Genomic DNA, 17,291 nt, shown 5'->3' on the forward strand with positions numbered 1-17,291 from the left:
GGGCGGGGGGCGGGTCCGGCGGTGGTGGGGGCTGCGGTTCGTGGGAGTCTTGGAGTGGCCGATCGGCCCGAACTTTCGTACCACCCTGGACTGCGATGCCCCCTCCCGCCGAATCCGGCCGCCCTCCCCGCCGGACCCTGGGCCGCGGGCCGAACGCGCCCGTCCCGCCCGTCGCGCCTCTGCGGCCGCAGGCGGCCGCAGAGCGGCCCGAGCCGGCCGGGGCGCCCTCGGACACCGGCGGCGCCCCCGAGCCCGCCCAGGCGGCGCCTGAGGCGCCTGCCGCGGTACCGGAGGGCACGCGTGGGACCCGGGAGGCGCGGGAGGCACCCCCGGCGGCCCTTCCGGAGTCCGAGGACGGGGGCGGCGAGGAGCCCGCGCAGGGCGGCGACGGGCGGTTCACGCTGCGGCTCGCCAACTTCGAGGGCCCCTTCGACCTGCTGCTCCAGCTGATCTCCCGGCACAAGCTCGACGTCACCGAGGTCGCCCTCTCCAAGGTCACCGACGAGTTCATGGCGCACATCCGCGCCATGGGCCCCGACTGGGACCTCGACCAGACCACCGAGTTCCTCGTCGTGGCCGCGACCCTGCTCGACCTCAAGGCGGCCCGGCTGCTGCCCGCCGCCGAGGTCGAGGACGAGGCCGACCTCGCCCTCCTCGAAGCCCGCGACCTGCTCTTCGCGCGCCTGCTCCAGTACCGCGCGTACAAGCGGATCGCCGCGATCCTGGAGGAGCGGAACGAGGCCGAGGGCAAGCGCTACCCCCGCACCGTCGGCCTGGAGCCCCACCACGCCGAGCTCCTGCCCGACGTGGTGATCAGCATCGGCGCCGAAGGGTTCGCCCGCCTCGCGGTCAAGGCCATGCAGCCCAGGGCCAAGCCGCAGGTCTACGTGGACCACATCCATGCGCCGCTGGTCAGCGTGCGCGAGCAGGCGGCCGTGGTGGTCGCGCTCCTCAAGGAGCGCGGCACGGCCACCTTCCAGGACCTCACCGAGGACACCGGCGACACCCTCACCGTCGTCGCCCGCTTCCTGGCCCTCCTGGAGCTGTACCGCGAGAAGGCGGTGGTCCTCGACCAGGAGGAGGCCCTGCGGACCCTTACCGTCCGCTGGACCGGCGGGGACGGCGACGGCATGCCCGTCGTGACGGACGAGTTCGACCGGCCCGTGGACGTCACGGAATGAGAATGAGTACGTGGGATGAGCACATGAGCGACGACAGCGACCACAGCAGAGACGACGACGGCGGCGGCGGTGTGGCCGGGATGCCGTTGAAGCCCGCCCTGGAGGCCGTCCTCATGGTCGTGGACGAGCCCGCGACCGAGGCGCACCTCGCGAAGGTCCTCGACCGCACCCCCCGGGAGGTGGCCGACGCCCTGCGCGAGCTCGCCGACGAGTACACCGTCCGGCAGCGCGGCTTCGAGCTGCGGCTCGTCGCCGGCGGCTGGCGGTTCTACACCCGGCCCCGGTACGCGGCGGCCGTCGAGCGGTTCGTCCTGGACGGGCAGCAGGCCCGCCTGACCCAGGCCGCCCTGGAAACCCTGGCCGTGGTCGCGTACCGGCAGCCGGTCAGCCGCTCCCGGGTCTCTGCGGTGCGCGGGGTGAACTGTGACGGGGTCATGCGGACCCTGCTGCAGCGGGGTCTGGTGGCCGAGGCGGGCACGGAACCCGAAACAGGTGCGATCCTGTACAGGACGACGAACTACTTTCTGGAGCGGATGGGCCTGCGCGGCCTGGACGAGCTCCCGGAGCTCGCGCCCTTCCTCCCCGAGGCGGACGCGATCGAAGCCGAGACGCAGGAAGGTGTTCCGTCGTTCGATCCGGACGCACCGGACACCGAAGAAGACGACAAGACGACGGAACTTTGATGCGAAGCAGCGGCAACGGCAACGGCGGCAACCGGAACACGGGCGGCGGCGGCAGCCGCAAGGGCGGAGACGGACGCGGGCGCGGCAACTCCCGCGGCGCCGGCAACGCGCGCGACGACCGGGCGGGCGGCGCGCCGCAGCGTCCGCGCCGTCCGCGTCCGGAGGAGCGCCTCTACGACGTCGGCCCCGAGGGCGAGCGCACCCGCGGCTCCCGCGGCGCGGCCGCGCGCGGCGGCGCCAAGGGCAGCCCGAAGAAGCCCGGCGGCCCCCAGGGCGGCCAGCGCGGCCAGGGCGGCGGCCAGGGCGGCTACGGCGGCGGCGCCCGGCGCGGCGAGGCCGGCTACGGCGGCCCCTCCCGGTCGCGCGAGTTCGAGGCGCGCATCGAGGAGCGCGTACGCGACCGGTACGCCGACAAGCCGGTGATCAAGACCCCGAAGACCTTCCCGGGCGCCGAGCAGGAGGGCGAGCGGCTGCAGAAGGTGCTCGCCCGGGCCGGCATGGGCTCGCGGCGCGCCTGCGAGGAGCTGATCGAGCAGGCCCGCGTCGAGGTCAACGGCGAGATCGTCACGGAGCAGGGCAAGCGCGTCCTGCCCAAGGACGAGGTCAAGGTGGACGGCCTGACCGTCGCCACCCAGTCGTACCTGTTCTTCGTGCTGAACAAGCCCGTCGGCGTCGTCTCCACCATGGAGGACCCGGACGGCCGGCAGTGCCTGGGCGACTACGTCACCAACCGCGAGACCCGGCTCTTCCACGTGGGCCGGCTCGACACGGAGACCGAGGGCGTCATCATCCTCACCAACCACGGTGAGCTGGCCCACCGCCTCACGCACCCGAAGTACGGCGTGAAGAAGACGTACGTCGCCGCCATCACCGGCCCGCTGCCCCGCGACATCGGCAAGAAGCTCAAGGACGGCATCGAGCTGGAGGACGGCTGGGCGCGCGCCGACCACTTCCGCGTCATCGACCAGGTCGGCAAGAACTACATGGTCGAGGTGACCCTCCACGAGGGCCGCAAGCACATCGTCCGCCGCATGCTGGCGGAGGCCGGCTTCCCGGCCGAGAAGCTCGTCCGCACCGCCTTCGGCCCGATCGAGCTGGGCGACCAGAAGTCGGGCTGGCTGCGCCGCCTGAGCAACACCGAGGTCGGCATGCTGATGCGCGAGGTCGGCCTGTAGGACGACGGTCCGCCGGCCGCCGTCCGCGACGGAGCCCGCAGTGCCCTGTGGCACTGCGGGCTTTTTGCTTGCCCGACACCCCCCGCGCTGTTTATAGTCAGAATGACCATTAAGGGAGTGAGGGGGGTCGATGCTCTCGTGAGCTGGACCGAAGTACTCGGGTTCGCCACCGGGGCCCTGTGCGTCTGGCTCGTGGCCCGGCAGCACATCGCCAACTGGCCGGTCGGCATCGCCAACAACGTCTTCTTCATCGTGCTGTTCACCCAGGCCGGCCTGTACGCCGATGCCGGCCTGCAACTCGTCTTCATCGCCCTCGCCGCGTACGGCTGGTGGTCCTGGACCCACGGGGGTGGACCAGGAACCGCCGGAGCCCTGCCGGTGCGCCGCACCACGCGCACCGAATGGGCCGTACTGGCCGCGGCGGGGGCGGTGGGGGTGCTCGCCCTCACGCTCCTGCTGGACCGGGCCACGGACTCCACCGTCCCGTTCTGGGACGCGCTGACCACTGGGCTCTCGCTGATGGCCACCTACGGCCAGTGCCGCAAGCTCGTCGAATCGTGGTGGCTGTGGATCGCCGCGGACCTCGTCTACATCCCGCTGTACGCGTACAAGGGCCTGTACCTGACCGCCGCCCTCTACGTCGGCTTCCTCGCCCTGTGCGTGGCCGGCCTGGCCGGCTGGCGGCGCACGCTGCCGGGCGCGGGCGGGCGTACGACCGCGGAGGCGGCGGCATGAGCGGCACGGACCGGCGATACGCCCACGGGCTGGTGCTCGGCAAGTTCTACCCGCCGCACGCCGGCCACCACCACCTGGTGGACACCGCCGCCGCGCAGTGCGAGCGGCTGACCGTACTGGTCTGCGCGGCCTCCGTCGAGTCGGTGCCGCTCGCCGACCGGGTCGCCTGGATGCGGGACACGCACCGGCAGGCGGGCGTACGGGTCGTCGGCGCGCTCGACGACGTCCCCGTGGACCTGCACGACCCGGCGATCTGGGCCGCGCACATGGCCGTCTTCCGGGGCGCCGTGTCCGAGCCGGTGGACGCCGTCTTCACCTCGGAGGAGTACGGGACCGAGCTCGCCCGGCGCTTCGGGGCCGAGGAGGTCCTCGTGGACCCCGGCCGGAGCCGGTTCCCGGTCTCCGGGACGGCGGTCCGCGCCGACCCCGTCCGCTGCTGGCCGTACCTCAGCCCGGCGGTCCGGGCCGCGCTGGCCCGGCGGGTCGTCGTCCTCGGCGCCGAGTCCACCGGGACGACCACGCTGTCGCGGGCGCTCGCCGAGCACTACCGGGGCCGCGGCGGGGTGTGGGCGGAAACGGGCTGGGTCGCCGAGTACGGCCGCCGGTACAGCGAGGAGAAACTCGCGGCCGCGCGCACCGCCGACCCGGCGGCGGCCTGGGAGGACGTGGAGTTCACCTCCGACGAGTTCCCGGTCATCGCCCGCCGCCAGGACGAGGACGAGGAGCGGGCGGCCCGCGCGGGCTCGCCCGTCCTCTTCTGCGACACCGACTCCTTCACCACCGGCATCTGGCACGAGCGGTACACGGGCGGCCGCAACGAGGAGGTCGAGCGGATCGGGGCCGCGCGCCGACGCGACCTGTACCTGCTGACGGACCACGCGGACGTCCCCTTCGAGGACGACGGCCTGCGCGACGGCCCGCACCTGCGGCCGTGGATGACGGACCGCTTCCGCGAGGAACTGGAACGCACCGGGCGGCGCTTCCTCGTCGTCCGCGGCGACCGCGCGACGCGCCTGCACACGGCGGTCACCGCGGTCGACGAACTCCTGGCCGAAGGGCGGCACTTCACCGACCCCCTCCCGGAAGGGCGCTGACGACGATGACGGACCCGGGACCGGACTACGACCCGCACGCCTACGCCCCCTTCGCGGTCACGGTCGACCTGGCCGTCTTCACCGTCCGCGACGCCGCCCTCCACGTCCTGCTGATCCGGCGCGGGCAGGACCCGTACGCAGGCGCCTGGGCACTCCCCGGCGGCTTCGTCCTGCCCCGCGAGTCCGCGGAGGCCGCGGCCCGCCGCGAACTGGCCGAGGAGACCGGCCTCCCGGAGCCGGTCGTCGCGGCCCTCCACCTGGAGCAGCTGCGCACGTACAGCGACCCGGACCGCGACCCCCGCATGCGGGTGGTGTCGGTGGCCTTCACCGCCCTCGTCCCGGACATGCCCGAGCCGGTGGCGGAGGGCGGCGGCGACGCGGACCGCGCCCGGTGGGTGCCGGCGGGGGAGGCCGGGCTCCTGGCCTTCGACCATGCGGTGATCCTCGCCGACGCCCGCTCCAGGATCGGCGCCAAGCTGGAGTACACCTGCCTGGCCACCGCCTTCTGCCCGCCCGAATTCACCCTCGGCGAGCTCCAATCCGTCTACGAGACCATCTGGGACACCGCCCTGGACCGCCCCAACTTCCGCCGCAAGGTCCTTGCCACCCCCGGCTTCGTCGAAGCCGTGCCCGGAGCCGCCCGGCTCACCGGCGGCCGCGGCAAACCGGCCGCCCTCTACCGGGCCGGCCCGGCCACCGCCCTGCACCCCCCACTGCTCCGCCCCACACCCACCATCACGCCCACCACCACACCCACCACCACACCCACCATCACGCCCACGGAAGGGACCCCGACGACATGACGAAGACGGCGGCGACGAAACGCGCAGCGACGGGCTCCCTCCTGGGCCTGGCCCTCGGGGACGCGCTGGGCTTCCCGACGGAGTTCAACGACGTCCCGTCGATCCTGGCGAAGACCGGCCCGTGGCGGCAGATGCGCCTGCCCCGCCCGGCCATCGTCACGGACGACACCCAGATGACCCTGGCCCTCGCCCGCGGCATCCGCACCGCCACGGCCCGCGGCCCCGTCGGCCCCCTCCGGCTCACCCGTCCGGTCCGCGAGGAATTCGTGGACTGGTACCAGTCCCCGGAGAACAACCGCGCCCCCGGCAACACCTGCCTGCGCGCCTGCAGCCTCCTCAAGGACCCGGCCCGGGACTGGCGGGACGCCAGCCAGATCGGCTCCAAGGGCTGCGGCGCGAACATGCGCGTGGCCCCGATAGGCCTCGTCCCCGGCTGGACGGAGGAGGAACGCGCCGGCGCCGCCCAGCTCCAGTCGGCCCTCACCCACGGCCACCCCACGGCCCTCGCGGCCTCGGACCTGACGGCCCGCGCGGTGTACCTCCTGGCCCAGGGCACGGAGGTCACGGGCCTGGTCGGCCTCCTCCGCTCGTACGCCCTGGACAACCGCACCCGCTACCACGAGCGCTGGCTCGGCGACCTCTGGATGCGCACCGCCTCCGACGCCACCCCGGAGTCCTTCATGGCCCGCGGCTGGGACGAGTGCCTGGCCGCCCTGGACCGCCTGACGGCGGCGTTGAGGACGCCCTCCCCGGAGACGGACCCCTGCCTCACCACGGGCGAAGGCTGGATAGCGGAGGAAGCCCTGGCAACGGCCCTCCAGTGCTTCCTCCTCTTCCCGGACGAGCCCCTCACGGCCCTGCGCCGCGCCGCCTGCACCGCCGGCGACTCGGACTCCATCGCCTGCCTGGCCGGCGCCTTCGCCGGCGCCCACCTCGGCGCGGACGCCTGGCCCGAGGACTGGACGTCGGTCATCGAATACCGCGAGGACCTCCTCACCCACGCCACCCTCTGGGACGCGTGACACATGCCGGCGGGGTCCAGGCCCATCTGCCGACCCTGCTGGGCGAGGTGGCCGGTGCCCCGCCCTACCTGGCCGGGCTCATTGAGGCAAAGGCCGCTGTCGAACACGGTCCGGCCGTCGGCGCCGACGGAGCACGCGTCGGGCAGGACTTCCAGGCCCTGCACGCCGTCCTGGACGCCGCCCAGGCCGGGTCAGCCCTGCCTGACGGGGCCACCGCGCACGCCGCGCTGGACGACTTCGTCGTCCGCCACCGCCCACCGCACCGCTGACGCCCGGCGGGTGCGGGTGAGGAAGGACTCGACGCGGGCGTGGTCCGGGGATTCGGGGAGGGGGGTGGTCGTCAGGGCCGCTTCGGACTCCTCCGTGAGGCGGGTCATCCACGACTCCACCTCCGGCCAGGCCAGTTCGCCGTGTTTCAGGGCGAGGAGGCGGTCGCGGTGCGGGGTGGCGTCGATCACCAGCCGGCCCGTGCGGAGCAGGTCGCGGCAGGACAGCAGCAGCCGCACCAGGTGCATGGCGTGCTTCCAGCGCGGGGCGCCGTGGATGCGGACGTCCGCCCGGAGCTTCGCGTGCTGGGAGGCCGCGTACCGGCTGAAGGTGGCGTGGGCCCGGCGGGAGAGGAACGCCTCGCGGAGCGAGAGGAGCTCCTCCCCGACCGGGGTGAGGGTCTCCACCAGGGGGGAGTGCAGGACCTCCAGGATGTTCGGGTTGGCGCGCAGGGCGAGCTCGCAGAAGCGCTCCAGCTCCCAGCTGAACTCCTCCTCCCGCGGACCCTCCACATGGGTCGGCGGCTTCTCGAAGCGCCAGAACAGCGGCGTCGGGGCGAGGTAGACGCCGCGCCGGTCGGTGTCGCTCGCCTCCGTCGCCAGCCCGAACGCCCGGGAGCCCATCACGCACGCGTAGACCGTGTGGCCGCGCACCAGGGCGTGGTGGTCCGGGGCTTCGGCGGGCGGCTTGGGTGCGGCGGTCATTCCGGGAGCTTACGCAGCCGCCCGGACCCCTCGCGAAGGGATTACGGGGCGGGGGCAGGGCAGTGGGGCCGAGTCGGCAGGTCAGCCCGGCGGGTCGGGCCGGCGGGTCGGGCCGGCGGGTCAGGCCAGGGTGATGTCGCCCGACGGGGAGACCGCGATCTTCTGCTGGGCCAGCGGGCGGGTCGCCGGGCCGTGCACCACGGCACCGTCCGACATGTTGTATTTGCTGCCGTGGCAGGGGCAGTCGATCGTGCCGTTCGCCACCTTGTTCACCAGGCAGCCCTGGTGCGTGCACACCGCCGTGAAGCAGCGGAAGGTCCCGGCCGACGGCTGGGTGACCACCAGCTTCCTGGGCGTGAGGACCGTGCCGCCGCCCACCGGCACCGCCGACGCCTTCACGAGCGTCTGCGACGCGTCGCCGCCCGTCGTGGGCGTCGCCGCGGACGTGCCCGCGGGGGCGGGCGTGGCGGCCGCGGGGGATTCGCCCTTCGGCGGGGTCTGCGCGGTCTCCTTGCCGCCGCTGCCGCAGCCGGTGAGCGCGCCGCCGGACAGGGCGGCGACGGCTCCTGCCGCCAGTACGGCGCGTCGGGCGGTGGGCTGGGGGTTGCTCATGCGCTGCTCCTCGTTCAAGGCCGCGGCGGGGCCGCCCGGTCGCCGGGTGGCCGGGCTGGTGGCCGGGTGGCCGGGGCCGCCGGGTGGGGGGTTCGCGAGGAGCATCCTGGCGTGCGGCGGGCCCGGGCGCAGCCCGCCGCGCCGCCGGTTCAGGAACCCGGCACCCACGGGGCCAGCTCCGCCGGGGCGCCGGCGCGGCGGACCACCTCCCAGAGGCGGATCACGGCCGCCCGGTCCAGCGGGCCGTGGACGTGCGGGTAGCGGGCGCCCGATTCACCCTCCCGGCTCACCTCCGAGGTCAGGGCCCGTTCGTCCAGCTCGACCGCCAGCAGCGGCCCCGGGACGTCCCGGTAGTGCGCGTCCGCGATCCCGAGCGCCGTCGGACGGTCCGCGGAGCAGTGCACGAACCCCTCGGAGTCCAGGGAGGGCGGGGCGTACGGGAGATCGGGTGCGGCGGTCCAGTCGGAGAGGGGGACGATGTGGAAGATCATGCCGATCGTTGTACCCCAGCCGGTCCGTGCCACCCGTGACGCGGCGCGTCCCGGCGTGGGCGCCGGCGCCCCGGAGGGGCGCGGGGAACTGCGCGACCGGCCACAACGGGCCCGCAGGCGATCGCCGGCCCAACACGGCACCTCCCGCGGAGCGCATACGCTGGCCCTGACGTGCCGTAACGCAATACCGCCACCCCTGGAGCGCCCGTGAGAACCGCCGTCGTCATCGGAACCGGACTGATCGGCACCTCCGTGGCGCTCGCCCTGTCCGCCCGCGGGATCGCCGTCCACCTGGCCGACCACGACCCGGCCCAGGCCCGTACGGCCGCCTCCCTCGGCGCCGGCACCGACAAGGCGCCCGACGGCCCGGTCGACCTCGCGGTCGTCGCCGTGCCGCCGGCCCACGTGGCCGCGACCCTGGCCGAGGCGATCGGACGGGGCCTGGCCCGCGCGTACGTGGACGTGGCCAGCGTCAAGGGCGGGCCGCGGCGGGAGCTGGCGGCGCTCGGCGTGGACACGACCGCCTACATCGGCACCCACCCCATGGCCGGCAAGGAGCAGTCCGGGCCGCTCGCCGCGACCGCGGACCTCTTCGAGGGGCGGCCGTGGGTGCTGACCCCGACCCGGGACACCGACCACGAGGTGCTGAACCTCACGCTGGAGCTCGTCGCCCTGTGCAAGGCCGTCCCCGTCGTCATGGACGCCGACGCGCACGACCGGGCCGTCGCGCTCGTCTCGCACACCCCGCAGCTGGTGTCGAGCATGGTCGCCGCCCGCCTGGAGGAGGCGGACGAGACCGCCGTACGGCTCTGCGGCCAGGGGATCCGGGACGTGACCCGGATCGCCGCCTCCGACCCGCGGATGTGGGTGGAGATCCTCTCCGCGAACCCGGGGCCGGTCGCCGACGTCCTCGCCGGCATCGCCGCCGACCTGGACGCGACGGTCGAGGCGCTGCGGGCCCTGGAATCCGCCGACGTGGAGCAGCGGCGCGGGGGAGCGTCCGGCATCGAGGACGTGCTGCGCCGCGGCAACACGGGCCGGGGCCGGATGCCGGGCAAGCACGGCACGGCGCCGATGGCGTACGAGACGGTGGCCGTCCTGATCAGCGACCAGCCGGGCGAGCTCGCCCGGATCTTCGCGGACGCGGGCCGGGCCGGGGTCAACATCGAGGACGTGCGGATCGAGCACGCGACCGGGCAGCAGGCGGGCCTGGTGCAGCTGATGGTCGACCCGCGGGCCGCGGCCGCCCTGACCGCCGAGCTCCGCGACCGCGGCTGGGCCCTGCGCCGACCGTAGCCGACCGCGCACCCGCGCACCGAAAGTAGCCGACCCTGCGCCGACAGTGGCGGCCGGGCCCTGGTCCGGCGGTGGCCGCCCCCGCATCAGGGCCCGTTTCGGGCGGGCTCCGCGCCGCCCCGCCCGGCCTCCCGGCCCTGGTCCGGGACCGGGCGGGCGGTGATCGCGGCGCGGGCCGGTAACCTTGGGCAGGGGTGCTTTGTCGCGCCCTGACACGCCCGCGCAACCAGGAAGGTGCCCGCACCGTGGAAACCGCAGCTCCGTCCGCCGTGATCGTCGCCATCGACGGTCCCTCCGGCACGGGCAAGTCCAGCACCTCCAAGGCCGTGGCCGCCAAGCTCGGGCTGCGCTACCTGGACACCGGTGCCCAGTACCGGGCCATCACCTGGTGGATGATCAGCAACGGCGTCGACACCGACGACCCGCAGGCCATCGCCGTGGCCTCCGGCAAGCCGGCCATCGTCTCCGGGACGGACCCGGCCGCGCCGACGATCACCGTCGACGGGCTGGACGCCTCCGGCCCGATCCGCACCCGGGAGGTCACCTCCAAGGTCAGCGCCGTCAGCGCCGTCCCCGAGGTCCGCACCCTGATCACCGAGCTGCAGCGCACCATCGCCGCGGCTGCCGCGGACGAGGGCGGGATCGTCGTCGAGGGCCGGGACATCGGCACCACCGTCCTCCCCGACGCCGACCTGAAGATCTTCCTCACCGCCTCCGCCGAGGCCCGCGCCGCCCGCCGCAGCGGCGAGCTGCGCGGCAAGGAGGCCACCGACCTGGCGGCCACCAGGGAAGCCCTGATCAAGCGGGACGCGGCCGACTCGGGCCGCAAGACCTCGCCGCTGGCCAAGGCCGACGACGCCGTCGAGGTGGACACCACCGAGCTGACCCTGGACCAGGTCATCGAGTGCGTCGTGACCCTGGTCGAGGAGAAGAGGGCGGGGGCGGGCCGCAAGTGAGCGACACGCCCTCCCTCAAGGGTGCGGCGGTCGGCCGGCGGATCGGCGTCGGGCTCATGTACGGGCTGTGGAAGCCCCGCGTACTGGGAGCCTGGCGCGTGCCCGCCTCGGGCCCCGTCATCCTCGCCGTCAACCACTCCCACAACATCGACGGGCCCATGGTCATGGGCACGGCACCCCGGCCGCTGCACTTCCTGATCAAGAAGGAGGCGTACGTCGGCCCGCTCGGGACCTTCCTGGACGGCATCGGCCAGGTCAAGGTCGACCGCTCGGGCAGCGACCGCACCGCGATCACGAAGGCCCTGGCGGTCCTCGAGAACGACGGCGCCCTGGGGATCTTCCCCGAGGGCACCCGGGGCGAGGGCGACTTCGCCGCGCTGCGCGCCGGCCTCGCCTACTTCGCGGTCCGCAGCGGCGCGCCCGTCGTGCCCGTCGCCGTCCTGGGCAGCACCGACCGCCAGGGGCGCCTGATCCGGGGGCTGCCGCCCTTCAAGAGCCGGGTCGACATCGTCTTCGGCTCCCCCTTCGACGCGGGCGACGGCACCGGCCGCCGTACCCGCACCGCCCTGGACGAGGCAACCGTCCGCATCCAGAGCAGGCTCACCGCACACCTGGCCGACGCCAAGCGCCTCACCGGGCGCTGAGCGAGACTTGACCCAGTAGTGGCAGCCGCCGCGGGCACCGCCCGCGGAGGCTGCGGGGATCCCGCCCGGCTGCCACCGATCACCACGAACGACGAGGAACGGACTTCATGAACGACCAGCACGACCACGGAGCGCTTGGCGACGCCGAGTACGCGGAGTTCATGGAGCTCGCCGCGGAGGAAGGCTTCGACCTGGAGGAGGTCGAGGACGCGATCGGGGCGGCGGGCCACGGCCCGCTCCCCGTCCTCGCCGTCGTCGGCCGCCCGAACGTGGGCAAGTCGACCCTGGTGAACCGCATCATCGGCCGCCGTGAGGCGGTCGTCGAGGACAAGCCGGGCGTCACCCGCGACCGCGTCACCTACGAGGCCGAATGGGCCGGCCGCCGCTTCAAGGTCGTCGACACGGGCGGCTGGGAGCAGGACGTCCTCGGCATCGACGCCTCCGTCGCCGCCCAGGCCGAGTACGCCATCGAGACCGCCGACGCGGTCGTCTTCGTCGTCGACTCCAAGGTCGGCGCCACCGACACCGACGAGGCCGTCGTCAAGCTGCTGCGCCGCGCCGGCAAGCCCGTCGTCCTGTGCGCGAACAAGGTCGACGGCCAGTCCGGCGAGTCCGACGCGGCCACGCTCTGGTCCCTCGGCCTCGGCATGCCCTACCCGGTGTCCTCCCTGCACGGCCGCGGCACGGGCGACCTGCTCGACGCCGTCCTGGAGGCGCTGCCGGACGCCCCCGCGCAGTCCTTCGGCGGCGGCCAGCTCGGCGGCCCGCGCCGCATCGCGCTCATCGGCCGCCCGAACGTCGGCAAGTCCTCCCTCCTGAACAAGGTCGCCAGGGAGGAGCGGGTCGTCGTCAACGAACTGGCCGGCACCACCCGCGACCCGGTCGACGAGCTGATCGAACTCGGCGGCGTCACCTGGAAGTTCGTCGACACCGCCGGCATCCGCAAGCGCGTCCACCTCCAGCAGGGCGCCGACTACTACGCCTCGCTGCGCACCGCCGCCGCCGTCGAGAAGGCGGAGGTCGCGGTCATCCTGATCGACGCCAGCGAGAACATCAGCGTCCAGGACCAGCGCATCATCACCATGGCCGTCGAGGCAGGCCGCGCCGTCGTGATCGCCTACAACAAGTGGGACCAGCTCGACGAGGAGCGCCGCTACTACCTCGAGCGCGAGATCGAGACCGAGATGCAGCAGGTCTCCTGGGCGCCCCGGGTCAACGTCTCCGCGATGACCGGCCGCCACATGGAGAAGCTGGTCCCGGCGATCGAGGCCGCCCTCGCGGGCTGGGAGACGCGCGTCCCGACCGGCCGGCTGAACGCCTTCCTCGGCGAGATCGTCGCGGCGCACCCGCACCCGATCCGCGGCGGCAAGCAGCCCCGCATCCTGTTCGGCACCCAGGCGGGCAGCAAGCCGCCGCGGTTCGTGCTCTTCGCCTCCGGCTTCCTGGAGCACGGCTACCGGCGCTTCATCGAGCGCCGTCTGCGCGAGGAGTTCGGCTTCGAGGGCACCCCGATCCACATCTCCGTGCGGGTGCGCGAGAAGCGCGGCGCCCAGCACAAGAAGAAGTAGCAGCAGCGGCAGCGGCGGCGGGCGGGTCCGGGGTCTCCCGGGCCCGGGTCAGTAGCCGCGGCGCGGAGCGGGCGGCAGGGCCGCCGGGATGTGGTGCATCCCGGTCTGGTGCTGCCGCCCGCCGGCGTACATGCCGGTCGCGGTGCCGGTGGCGGCGTACGCGTACGTGGGCTGCGGCACCTGCACCGGCACGGGCGCCTGGGCCGGCACGGGCGCGTACGCGGGCAGCCAGGGCTCGGGCTGCCAGCCGGAGCCGCTCCAGCCGCCGCCGTACGTGCCGGTGACGGTCACGGAGCCGGTGTAGGAGCCGCCGTACGAGAACGCCGTGAAGGCGAGGTCCTCCTCGCCGGTCCGGTCGCCCGGCAGGGCCCGGAAGGCGCGCAGGTACTCCGAGTACAGCGCGTCGTAGATCGGGGTGTGCGAGGGGGCGGCCGGAGCACTGTCCCGGTCCCGTACGGGGCGCATCGGGGAGACGGCGCTCGGATGGGCAGAGGCGCGGGAGGGGTCGTATGAATGCACGTATCAGCAAACGACCCCGGGGCCCTCGCGGATGCGGCCCGAGGCCGGGAAAACGCAGATCGCCGGGGGTGCGCGGGGCGGACCGCACACCCCCGGCGCACGCCGACCCGCCCCCTCGTGAGGGGCGGGCCGACCGGTTCGGGGTCCCTCGGCGTCAGGCGCCCGGGGTGCCTGCCAGCGGCATCGAGGCGGCCACCAGCCGGCCGCCGGCGGCGGCCCGGTCGAGCGCCTCGCGCAGCAGGTCCTCTCGGGGCTGCTGGCCGATGGAGCCGACCGGGGCGGCGTAGACGAGGACGCGCTGGTTCTTGTTGACGGCGGCCCGCCAACCGTCCGTGACCGACAGGGCCTGGTGCGCCTGCCACCAGGCGACCGGCTTGCCGCCCTTCGGGTCCGGCTGGAGCACGGCGTGCAGCTGGCCCGCGGCGAGCAGCACCGACCACCCGGCGAGCGGGGAGGGCACCTCGGCGGTGTCGGTGACGAAGTGGAAGCCCTGTTCGATGAGGAGCGGCAGGAAGTCGTCGCCGGGCCCGTCGCTGCCCGGGCGGGCGATCGGCGCGGTCGGCTCGACGACGAGCGCCGGGTGCAGCTCGCCGCCGATCAGGACCAGCCCGCTGGTGATGCCGAGGACGGCCTGGCCGCCGGGCACGCTCTGCGGCACGGAGCCGCCGGGGGCGGGAGCCGCCTGCGGGGCCGGGCTGTCACCGGTGATGCTGCGCACGGCGCCCTGCAACTGCTCCTCGGAGACGTTCACGACCTGGGAGGGGATGCAGCCGGCGTGGGCGAAGGCGAGGACGGCGGTCTCCTCGCCGACGAACAGCACGGTGCTGGTGCGGTCGGTCTCCGGGTCCCCGGGGGTGCGGCAGGAGGTGCAGTCGTAACTGCGCGGTGCGTCGTCGCCGGTGAGCAGCCTCTCGGCTTCTTCGTCACCGATCTCGGCACGTACCTCATCACTGACGTCGAGCATGCGGGGCACGGGGTGGCTCCTCGGACTAGGCAAGCAGGGGCGGGCCGAGCGGTTCCCGGCCTGCCGGATCAACGGGGGAGCGGCGGCCGGGGTCACGCCGTCGGAGGGAACGGAATCGAACCCGCCCCCCGGAGGGGTGAACGGTCGCACCACGGGGTTGTTTTCGGGCCAACTGTTGCCGTTTTGTGTGCAGTTGCTGGCCGGAGCTGCGCGTTTGGGTATGCGGCCCACGGGTAGGCAGCAGGGCTGCTACGGGGCGTCGCGGGTCTGCTGTCGGGGCTGCCGCGTGCCTGCCGGGTCCGCCGACCGGGTGGGGTTCGGGCCCGGTGCGGCCCCGGCCGCGTGGCGCGGCGGAAACGGGGCCGCGGACTGCGTAGCGTGACCCGATGCCCGACCCCCGGATCCGGCGGGCCGCTTCGGCGGCTGCGGCCGCTGTCGCGCTGGCTCTCGTCCTCGTACTCCCGTCGGGAGCCGGCGCGGCCCCTCCACCTCCGGCGCCCGGGCCTGCGGCGGCGGCGCACCCCGGCTCGCCCGGCACCATCGGCAGCGGACCGGGGGACTGCGGGCCGGGCGCGGAGTGGCCCTGGGACTGCGTGGCCGACTGCGAGAGCAGCGGGCGCTGGGCGGTCAACACCGGCAACGGCTTCTACGGCGGGCTGCAGTTCGGGCAGCCGACCTGGGAGGCGTACGGGGGCCTGGCGTTCGCGGCACGGGCCGACCTGGCCGACCGGGAGCAGCAGATCCTGGTGGCGGAGGAGGTGGTGGCCCGGCAGGGCTGGGAGGCCTGGCCGGTGTGCGCGAAGCGGTACGGGCTGGCGGGGCGGGTGCACGTGGTGCGGGCCGGGGACACGCTCGACGGCATTGCCCGCCGCCGGAGCGTCGAGGGCGGGTGGCCGGCCCTGTACGAGGCGAACCGGACGCTGATCGGCCCGGTGCCGCAGGTGATCACCCCCGGCATGCTCCTGGCCCTCCCCGCACCGCCCGCGTCGCCCACGAATCCGCCGTCCTTGCCCGCGAGGCCGCTGGAGCCGCCCGCGAGGCCGCTGGAGTCGCCCACGAGGCCGTCCGCCCTGCCTCCGGGGCCGGCGGGGGCGGACGCGGAGCCGGCGCAGTCGGCCAAGTACGTGGTCCCGGGCCGGACTTAGCCGCGGTGGCCCCGGGGCCGGTGTAGTGGGTCGGCGGTTGTCGGCGGCGCGTACCTCACTCGTCCGTGTGCCGGACGGTTCGGTGGTGCCGGGAGGCGGTGGACGGCGCGGGGGCTGCCGTGGGCGACCGCCACCCCGGACCCGGACGTCGAGCACAGGGCAGGCCTGTTCGCGGCCTGCCGTCGGGACGGCGGGGACGGGCCGTCCGGGGCGGAGCCGGGTGGTCCGGGGCGGCGGGGGCGGGTCGCCCGGGGCGGGTGCCGCGCGCTGCTTCGGCGCGCCCCGGGCGGCGCACCGCACCCGGCCGGTGGCGGGCGGGCGCCGGGCGGGGGTCTCGGCGCTGGCACACTGCTCCGCATGCTGGAGACCTCCGCACGACTGCTGCGCCTGCTGTCCCTGTTGCAGGCCCACCGCGAATGGACCGGGGCCGGCCTCGCGGAGCGCCTCGGCGTGACCCCGCGGACGGTGCGGCGCGACGTGGAACGGCTGCGGGAGCTCGGCTATCCCGTGAACGCCACCCCCGGGACCGGCGGCGGCTACCAGCTGGGCGCCGGGGCCGAGCTGCCGCCGCTGCTGCTCGACGACGACGAGGCGGTGGCCGTCGCGGTGGGGCTGCGCACCGCCGCCGGGAACGGGGTCGAGGGGATCGGCGAGGCCTCCGTACGGGCGCTGGCCAAGCTGGAGCAGGTCCTTCCGGGCAGGCTGCGGCGGCGGGTGTCGGCGATCGACGAGTTCACCGTGCCGATGCTGCGTGCGCCGGAGCGGAGCGCCGTCGACCCGTCCGTGCTGGCCGAGCTGGCCGCCGCGTGCCGGGACGGCGAGCGGCTCCGCTTCGCCTACCGGGACCACGAGGGCAGCGCCTCGCGGCGGGTGGTGGAGCCGCACCGGCTGGTGTGCACGGAGCGGCGCTGGTACCTCGTCGCGTGGGACGTGGAGCGGGACGGCTGGCGGACCTTCCGCGCCGACCGGATCGAGCCCAGACCGCCGCACGGGCCGCGGTTCACCCCCCGCCCGGCACCCGCGGAGGACCTGGCCGCGTACGTCTCCCGGGGCGTGGCGCAGGCCGCGTACGCCGCGCGTGCGGTGCTGCGGCTGGGGATGCCGGCCGAGGACGCGGCGCGGCTGATCGGGCCGGGCGCCGGGGCCCTGGAACCGGTCGACGACAAGAGCTGCCTGCTGCGCACGGGGGCCGCCGGCCTCGACGCGCTCGTCGTCCACGTCATGCTGCTCGGCTGCGAGTTCGAGGTGGTCGAGCCGCCGGAACTGACCGACCGGATCCGGGCGGCCCGGGACCTCCTCGGGCGGGCGGTGGACCGGTCGGGCGGCACCGCGGCCGCGGAGAAGGGGCATTGAAACCGGGAGCCCGGGTGGCCGTCCGCCGACTGCCCGGGGGCAATCGGCCCGCGGAATTCGGGCGTTCTCGAACGAAATG

At 74.7% G+C, this 17,291-nt stretch carries 19 protein-coding genes; 14 read left to right on the forward strand and 5 right to left on the reverse strand.

Features of this window, described 5'->3' with window-relative positions:
- Positions 1-95: 95 nt before the first annotated feature.
- The 8 genes from ACIQUT_RS35585 to ACIQUT_RS35620 all read left to right on the forward strand — a co-directional run bounded on the left by ACIQUT_RS35585 (position 96) and on the right by ACIQUT_RS35620 (position 6,962).
- Positions 96-1,181: a segregation and condensation protein A gene (locus ACIQUT_RS35585; RefSeq protein ID WP_403569232.1), complete on the forward strand. Its 1,086-nt coding sequence runs from the start codon at positions 96-98 to the stop codon at positions 1,179-1,181.
- A 23-nt stretch (positions 1,182-1,204) separates the two neighbouring features.
- The gene (gene scpB / locus ACIQUT_RS35590; RefSeq protein WP_403569234.1) at positions 1,205-1,864 is read left to right on the forward strand and encodes an SMC-Scp complex subunit ScpB; all 660 of its coding nucleotides are present in this window, start codon (positions 1,205-1,207) and stop codon (positions 1,862-1,864) included.
- On the forward strand, positions 1,864-3,039 hold the full coding sequence (locus ACIQUT_RS35595) for a pseudouridine synthase (protein WP_403569236.1): 1,176 nt from the start codon (positions 1,864-1,866) through the stop codon (positions 3,037-3,039). Before scpB ends, ACIQUT_RS35595 begins: the two co-directional genes overlap by 1 nt.
- Positions 3,040-3,141: 102 nt before the next feature.
- Positions 3,142-3,774 carry a nicotinamide riboside transporter PnuC gene (pnuC, locus tag ACIQUT_RS35600; protein ID WP_403569237.1) on the forward strand — a complete coding sequence of 211 codons (633 nt, stop codon included), beginning with the start codon at positions 3,142-3,144 and terminating at the stop codon, positions 3,772-3,774.
- Positions 3,771-4,868 carry an AAA family ATPase gene (locus ACIQUT_RS35605; protein ID WP_403569239.1) on the forward strand — a complete coding sequence of 366 codons (1,098 nt, stop codon included), beginning with the start codon at positions 3,771-3,773 and terminating at the stop codon, positions 4,866-4,868. Before pnuC ends, ACIQUT_RS35605 begins: the two co-directional genes overlap by 4 nt.
- Before the next feature lie 5 nt (positions 4,869-4,873).
- Entirely contained in the window at positions 4,874-5,671 is a 798-nt protein-coding gene (locus ACIQUT_RS35610; RefSeq protein WP_403569241.1) for an NUDIX hydrolase, read from the forward strand.
- Positions 5,668-6,693 carry an ADP-ribosylglycohydrolase family protein gene (locus ACIQUT_RS35615; protein WP_403569243.1) on the forward strand — a complete coding sequence of 342 codons (1,026 nt, stop codon included), beginning with the start codon at positions 5,668-5,670 and terminating at the stop codon, positions 6,691-6,693. Before ACIQUT_RS35610 ends, ACIQUT_RS35615 begins: the two co-directional genes overlap by 4 nt.
- Positions 6,690-6,962: a hypothetical protein gene (locus tag ACIQUT_RS35620; RefSeq protein ID WP_403569245.1), complete on the forward strand. Its 273-nt coding sequence runs from the start codon at positions 6,690-6,692 to the stop codon at positions 6,960-6,962. The genes ACIQUT_RS35615 and ACIQUT_RS35620 overlap by 4 nt, the downstream gene beginning before the upstream one ends.
- On the opposite strand, the gene ACIQUT_RS35625 is transcribed toward ACIQUT_RS35620, so the two are convergent.
- The 3 genes from ACIQUT_RS35625 to ACIQUT_RS35635 all read right to left on the reverse strand — a co-directional run bounded on the left by ACIQUT_RS35625 (position 6,885) and on the right by ACIQUT_RS35635 (position 8,767).
- The gene (locus ACIQUT_RS35625; RefSeq protein ID WP_403569247.1) at positions 6,885-7,664 is read right to left on the reverse strand and encodes a DNA polymerase beta superfamily protein; all 780 of its coding nucleotides are present in this window, start codon (positions 7,662-7,664) and stop codon (positions 6,885-6,887) included. The genes ACIQUT_RS35620 and ACIQUT_RS35625 overlap by 78 nt on opposite strands.
- A 120-nt stretch (positions 7,665-7,784) precedes the next feature.
- Complete coding sequence (locus ACIQUT_RS35630) at positions 7,785-8,276, reverse strand: Rieske (2Fe-2S) protein (protein ID WP_403569248.1); 492 nt, start codon at positions 8,274-8,276, stop codon at positions 7,785-7,787.
- A 149-nt stretch (positions 8,277-8,425) separates the two neighbouring features.
- Positions 8,426-8,767 (reverse strand): DUF952 domain-containing protein, encoded by a 342-nt coding sequence (locus ACIQUT_RS35635; RefSeq protein ID WP_403569250.1) that lies wholly within the window; start codon positions 8,765-8,767, stop codon positions 8,426-8,428.
- A gap of 207 nt (positions 8,768-8,974) precedes the next feature.
- Here ACIQUT_RS35635 and ACIQUT_RS35640 point away from each other — a divergent pair, with 207 nt between their 5' ends.
- The 4 genes from ACIQUT_RS35640 to der all read left to right on the forward strand — a co-directional run bounded on the left by ACIQUT_RS35640 (position 8,975) and on the right by der (position 13,231).
- The gene (locus ACIQUT_RS35640) at positions 8,975-10,063 is read left to right on the forward strand and encodes a prephenate dehydrogenase (protein WP_403569252.1); all 1,089 of its coding nucleotides are present in this window, start codon (positions 8,975-8,977) and stop codon (positions 10,061-10,063) included.
- Positions 10,064-10,308: 245 nt separating this feature from the next.
- Positions 10,309-11,019, forward strand: a complete 711-nt coding sequence (gene cmk / locus ACIQUT_RS35645; protein ID WP_403569254.1) for a (d)CMP kinase — start codon at positions 10,309-10,311, stop codon at positions 11,017-11,019.
- Entirely contained in the window at positions 10,968-11,663 is a 696-nt protein-coding gene (locus ACIQUT_RS35650; protein ID WP_403569256.1) for a lysophospholipid acyltransferase family protein, read from the forward strand. The genes cmk and ACIQUT_RS35650 overlap by 52 nt, the downstream gene beginning before the upstream one ends.
- Positions 11,664-11,770: 107 nt before the next feature.
- Positions 11,771-13,231, forward strand: coding sequence for a ribosome biogenesis GTPase Der (gene der, locus ACIQUT_RS35655; protein ID WP_403569258.1), 1,461 nt, complete (start codon positions 11,771-11,773; stop codon positions 13,229-13,231).
- A gap of 48 nt (positions 13,232-13,279) precedes the next feature.
- Here the strand turns inward: der and ACIQUT_RS35660 are convergent, their stop codons facing one another.
- Positions 13,280-13,750, reverse strand: coding sequence for a hypothetical protein (locus ACIQUT_RS35660; RefSeq protein ID WP_403569259.1), 471 nt, complete (start codon positions 13,748-13,750; stop codon positions 13,280-13,282).
- A 154-nt stretch (positions 13,751-13,904) separates the two neighbouring features.
- Positions 13,905-14,723, reverse strand: a complete 819-nt coding sequence (locus ACIQUT_RS35665) for a hypothetical protein (protein WP_403569261.1) — start codon at positions 14,721-14,723, stop codon at positions 13,905-13,907.
- 377 nt (positions 14,724-15,100) lie between these two features.
- On the opposite strand from ACIQUT_RS35665, the gene ACIQUT_RS35670 reads away from it, so the two are divergent.
- Entirely contained in the window at positions 15,101-15,859 is a 759-nt protein-coding gene (locus tag ACIQUT_RS35670; RefSeq protein ID WP_403569263.1) for a transglycosylase family protein, read from the forward strand.
- Between the two features lie 357 nt (positions 15,860-16,216).
- Positions 16,217-17,212 (forward strand): helix-turn-helix transcriptional regulator, encoded by a 996-nt coding sequence (locus ACIQUT_RS35675; protein ID WP_403569265.1) that lies wholly within the window; start codon positions 16,217-16,219, stop codon positions 17,210-17,212.
- Positions 17,213-17,291 lie beyond the last annotated feature (79 nt).

Source organism: Streptomyces sp. NPDC090445 (assembly GCF_044769385.1).
GTDB lineage: Bacteria > Actinomycetota > Actinomycetes > Streptomycetales > Streptomycetaceae > Streptomyces.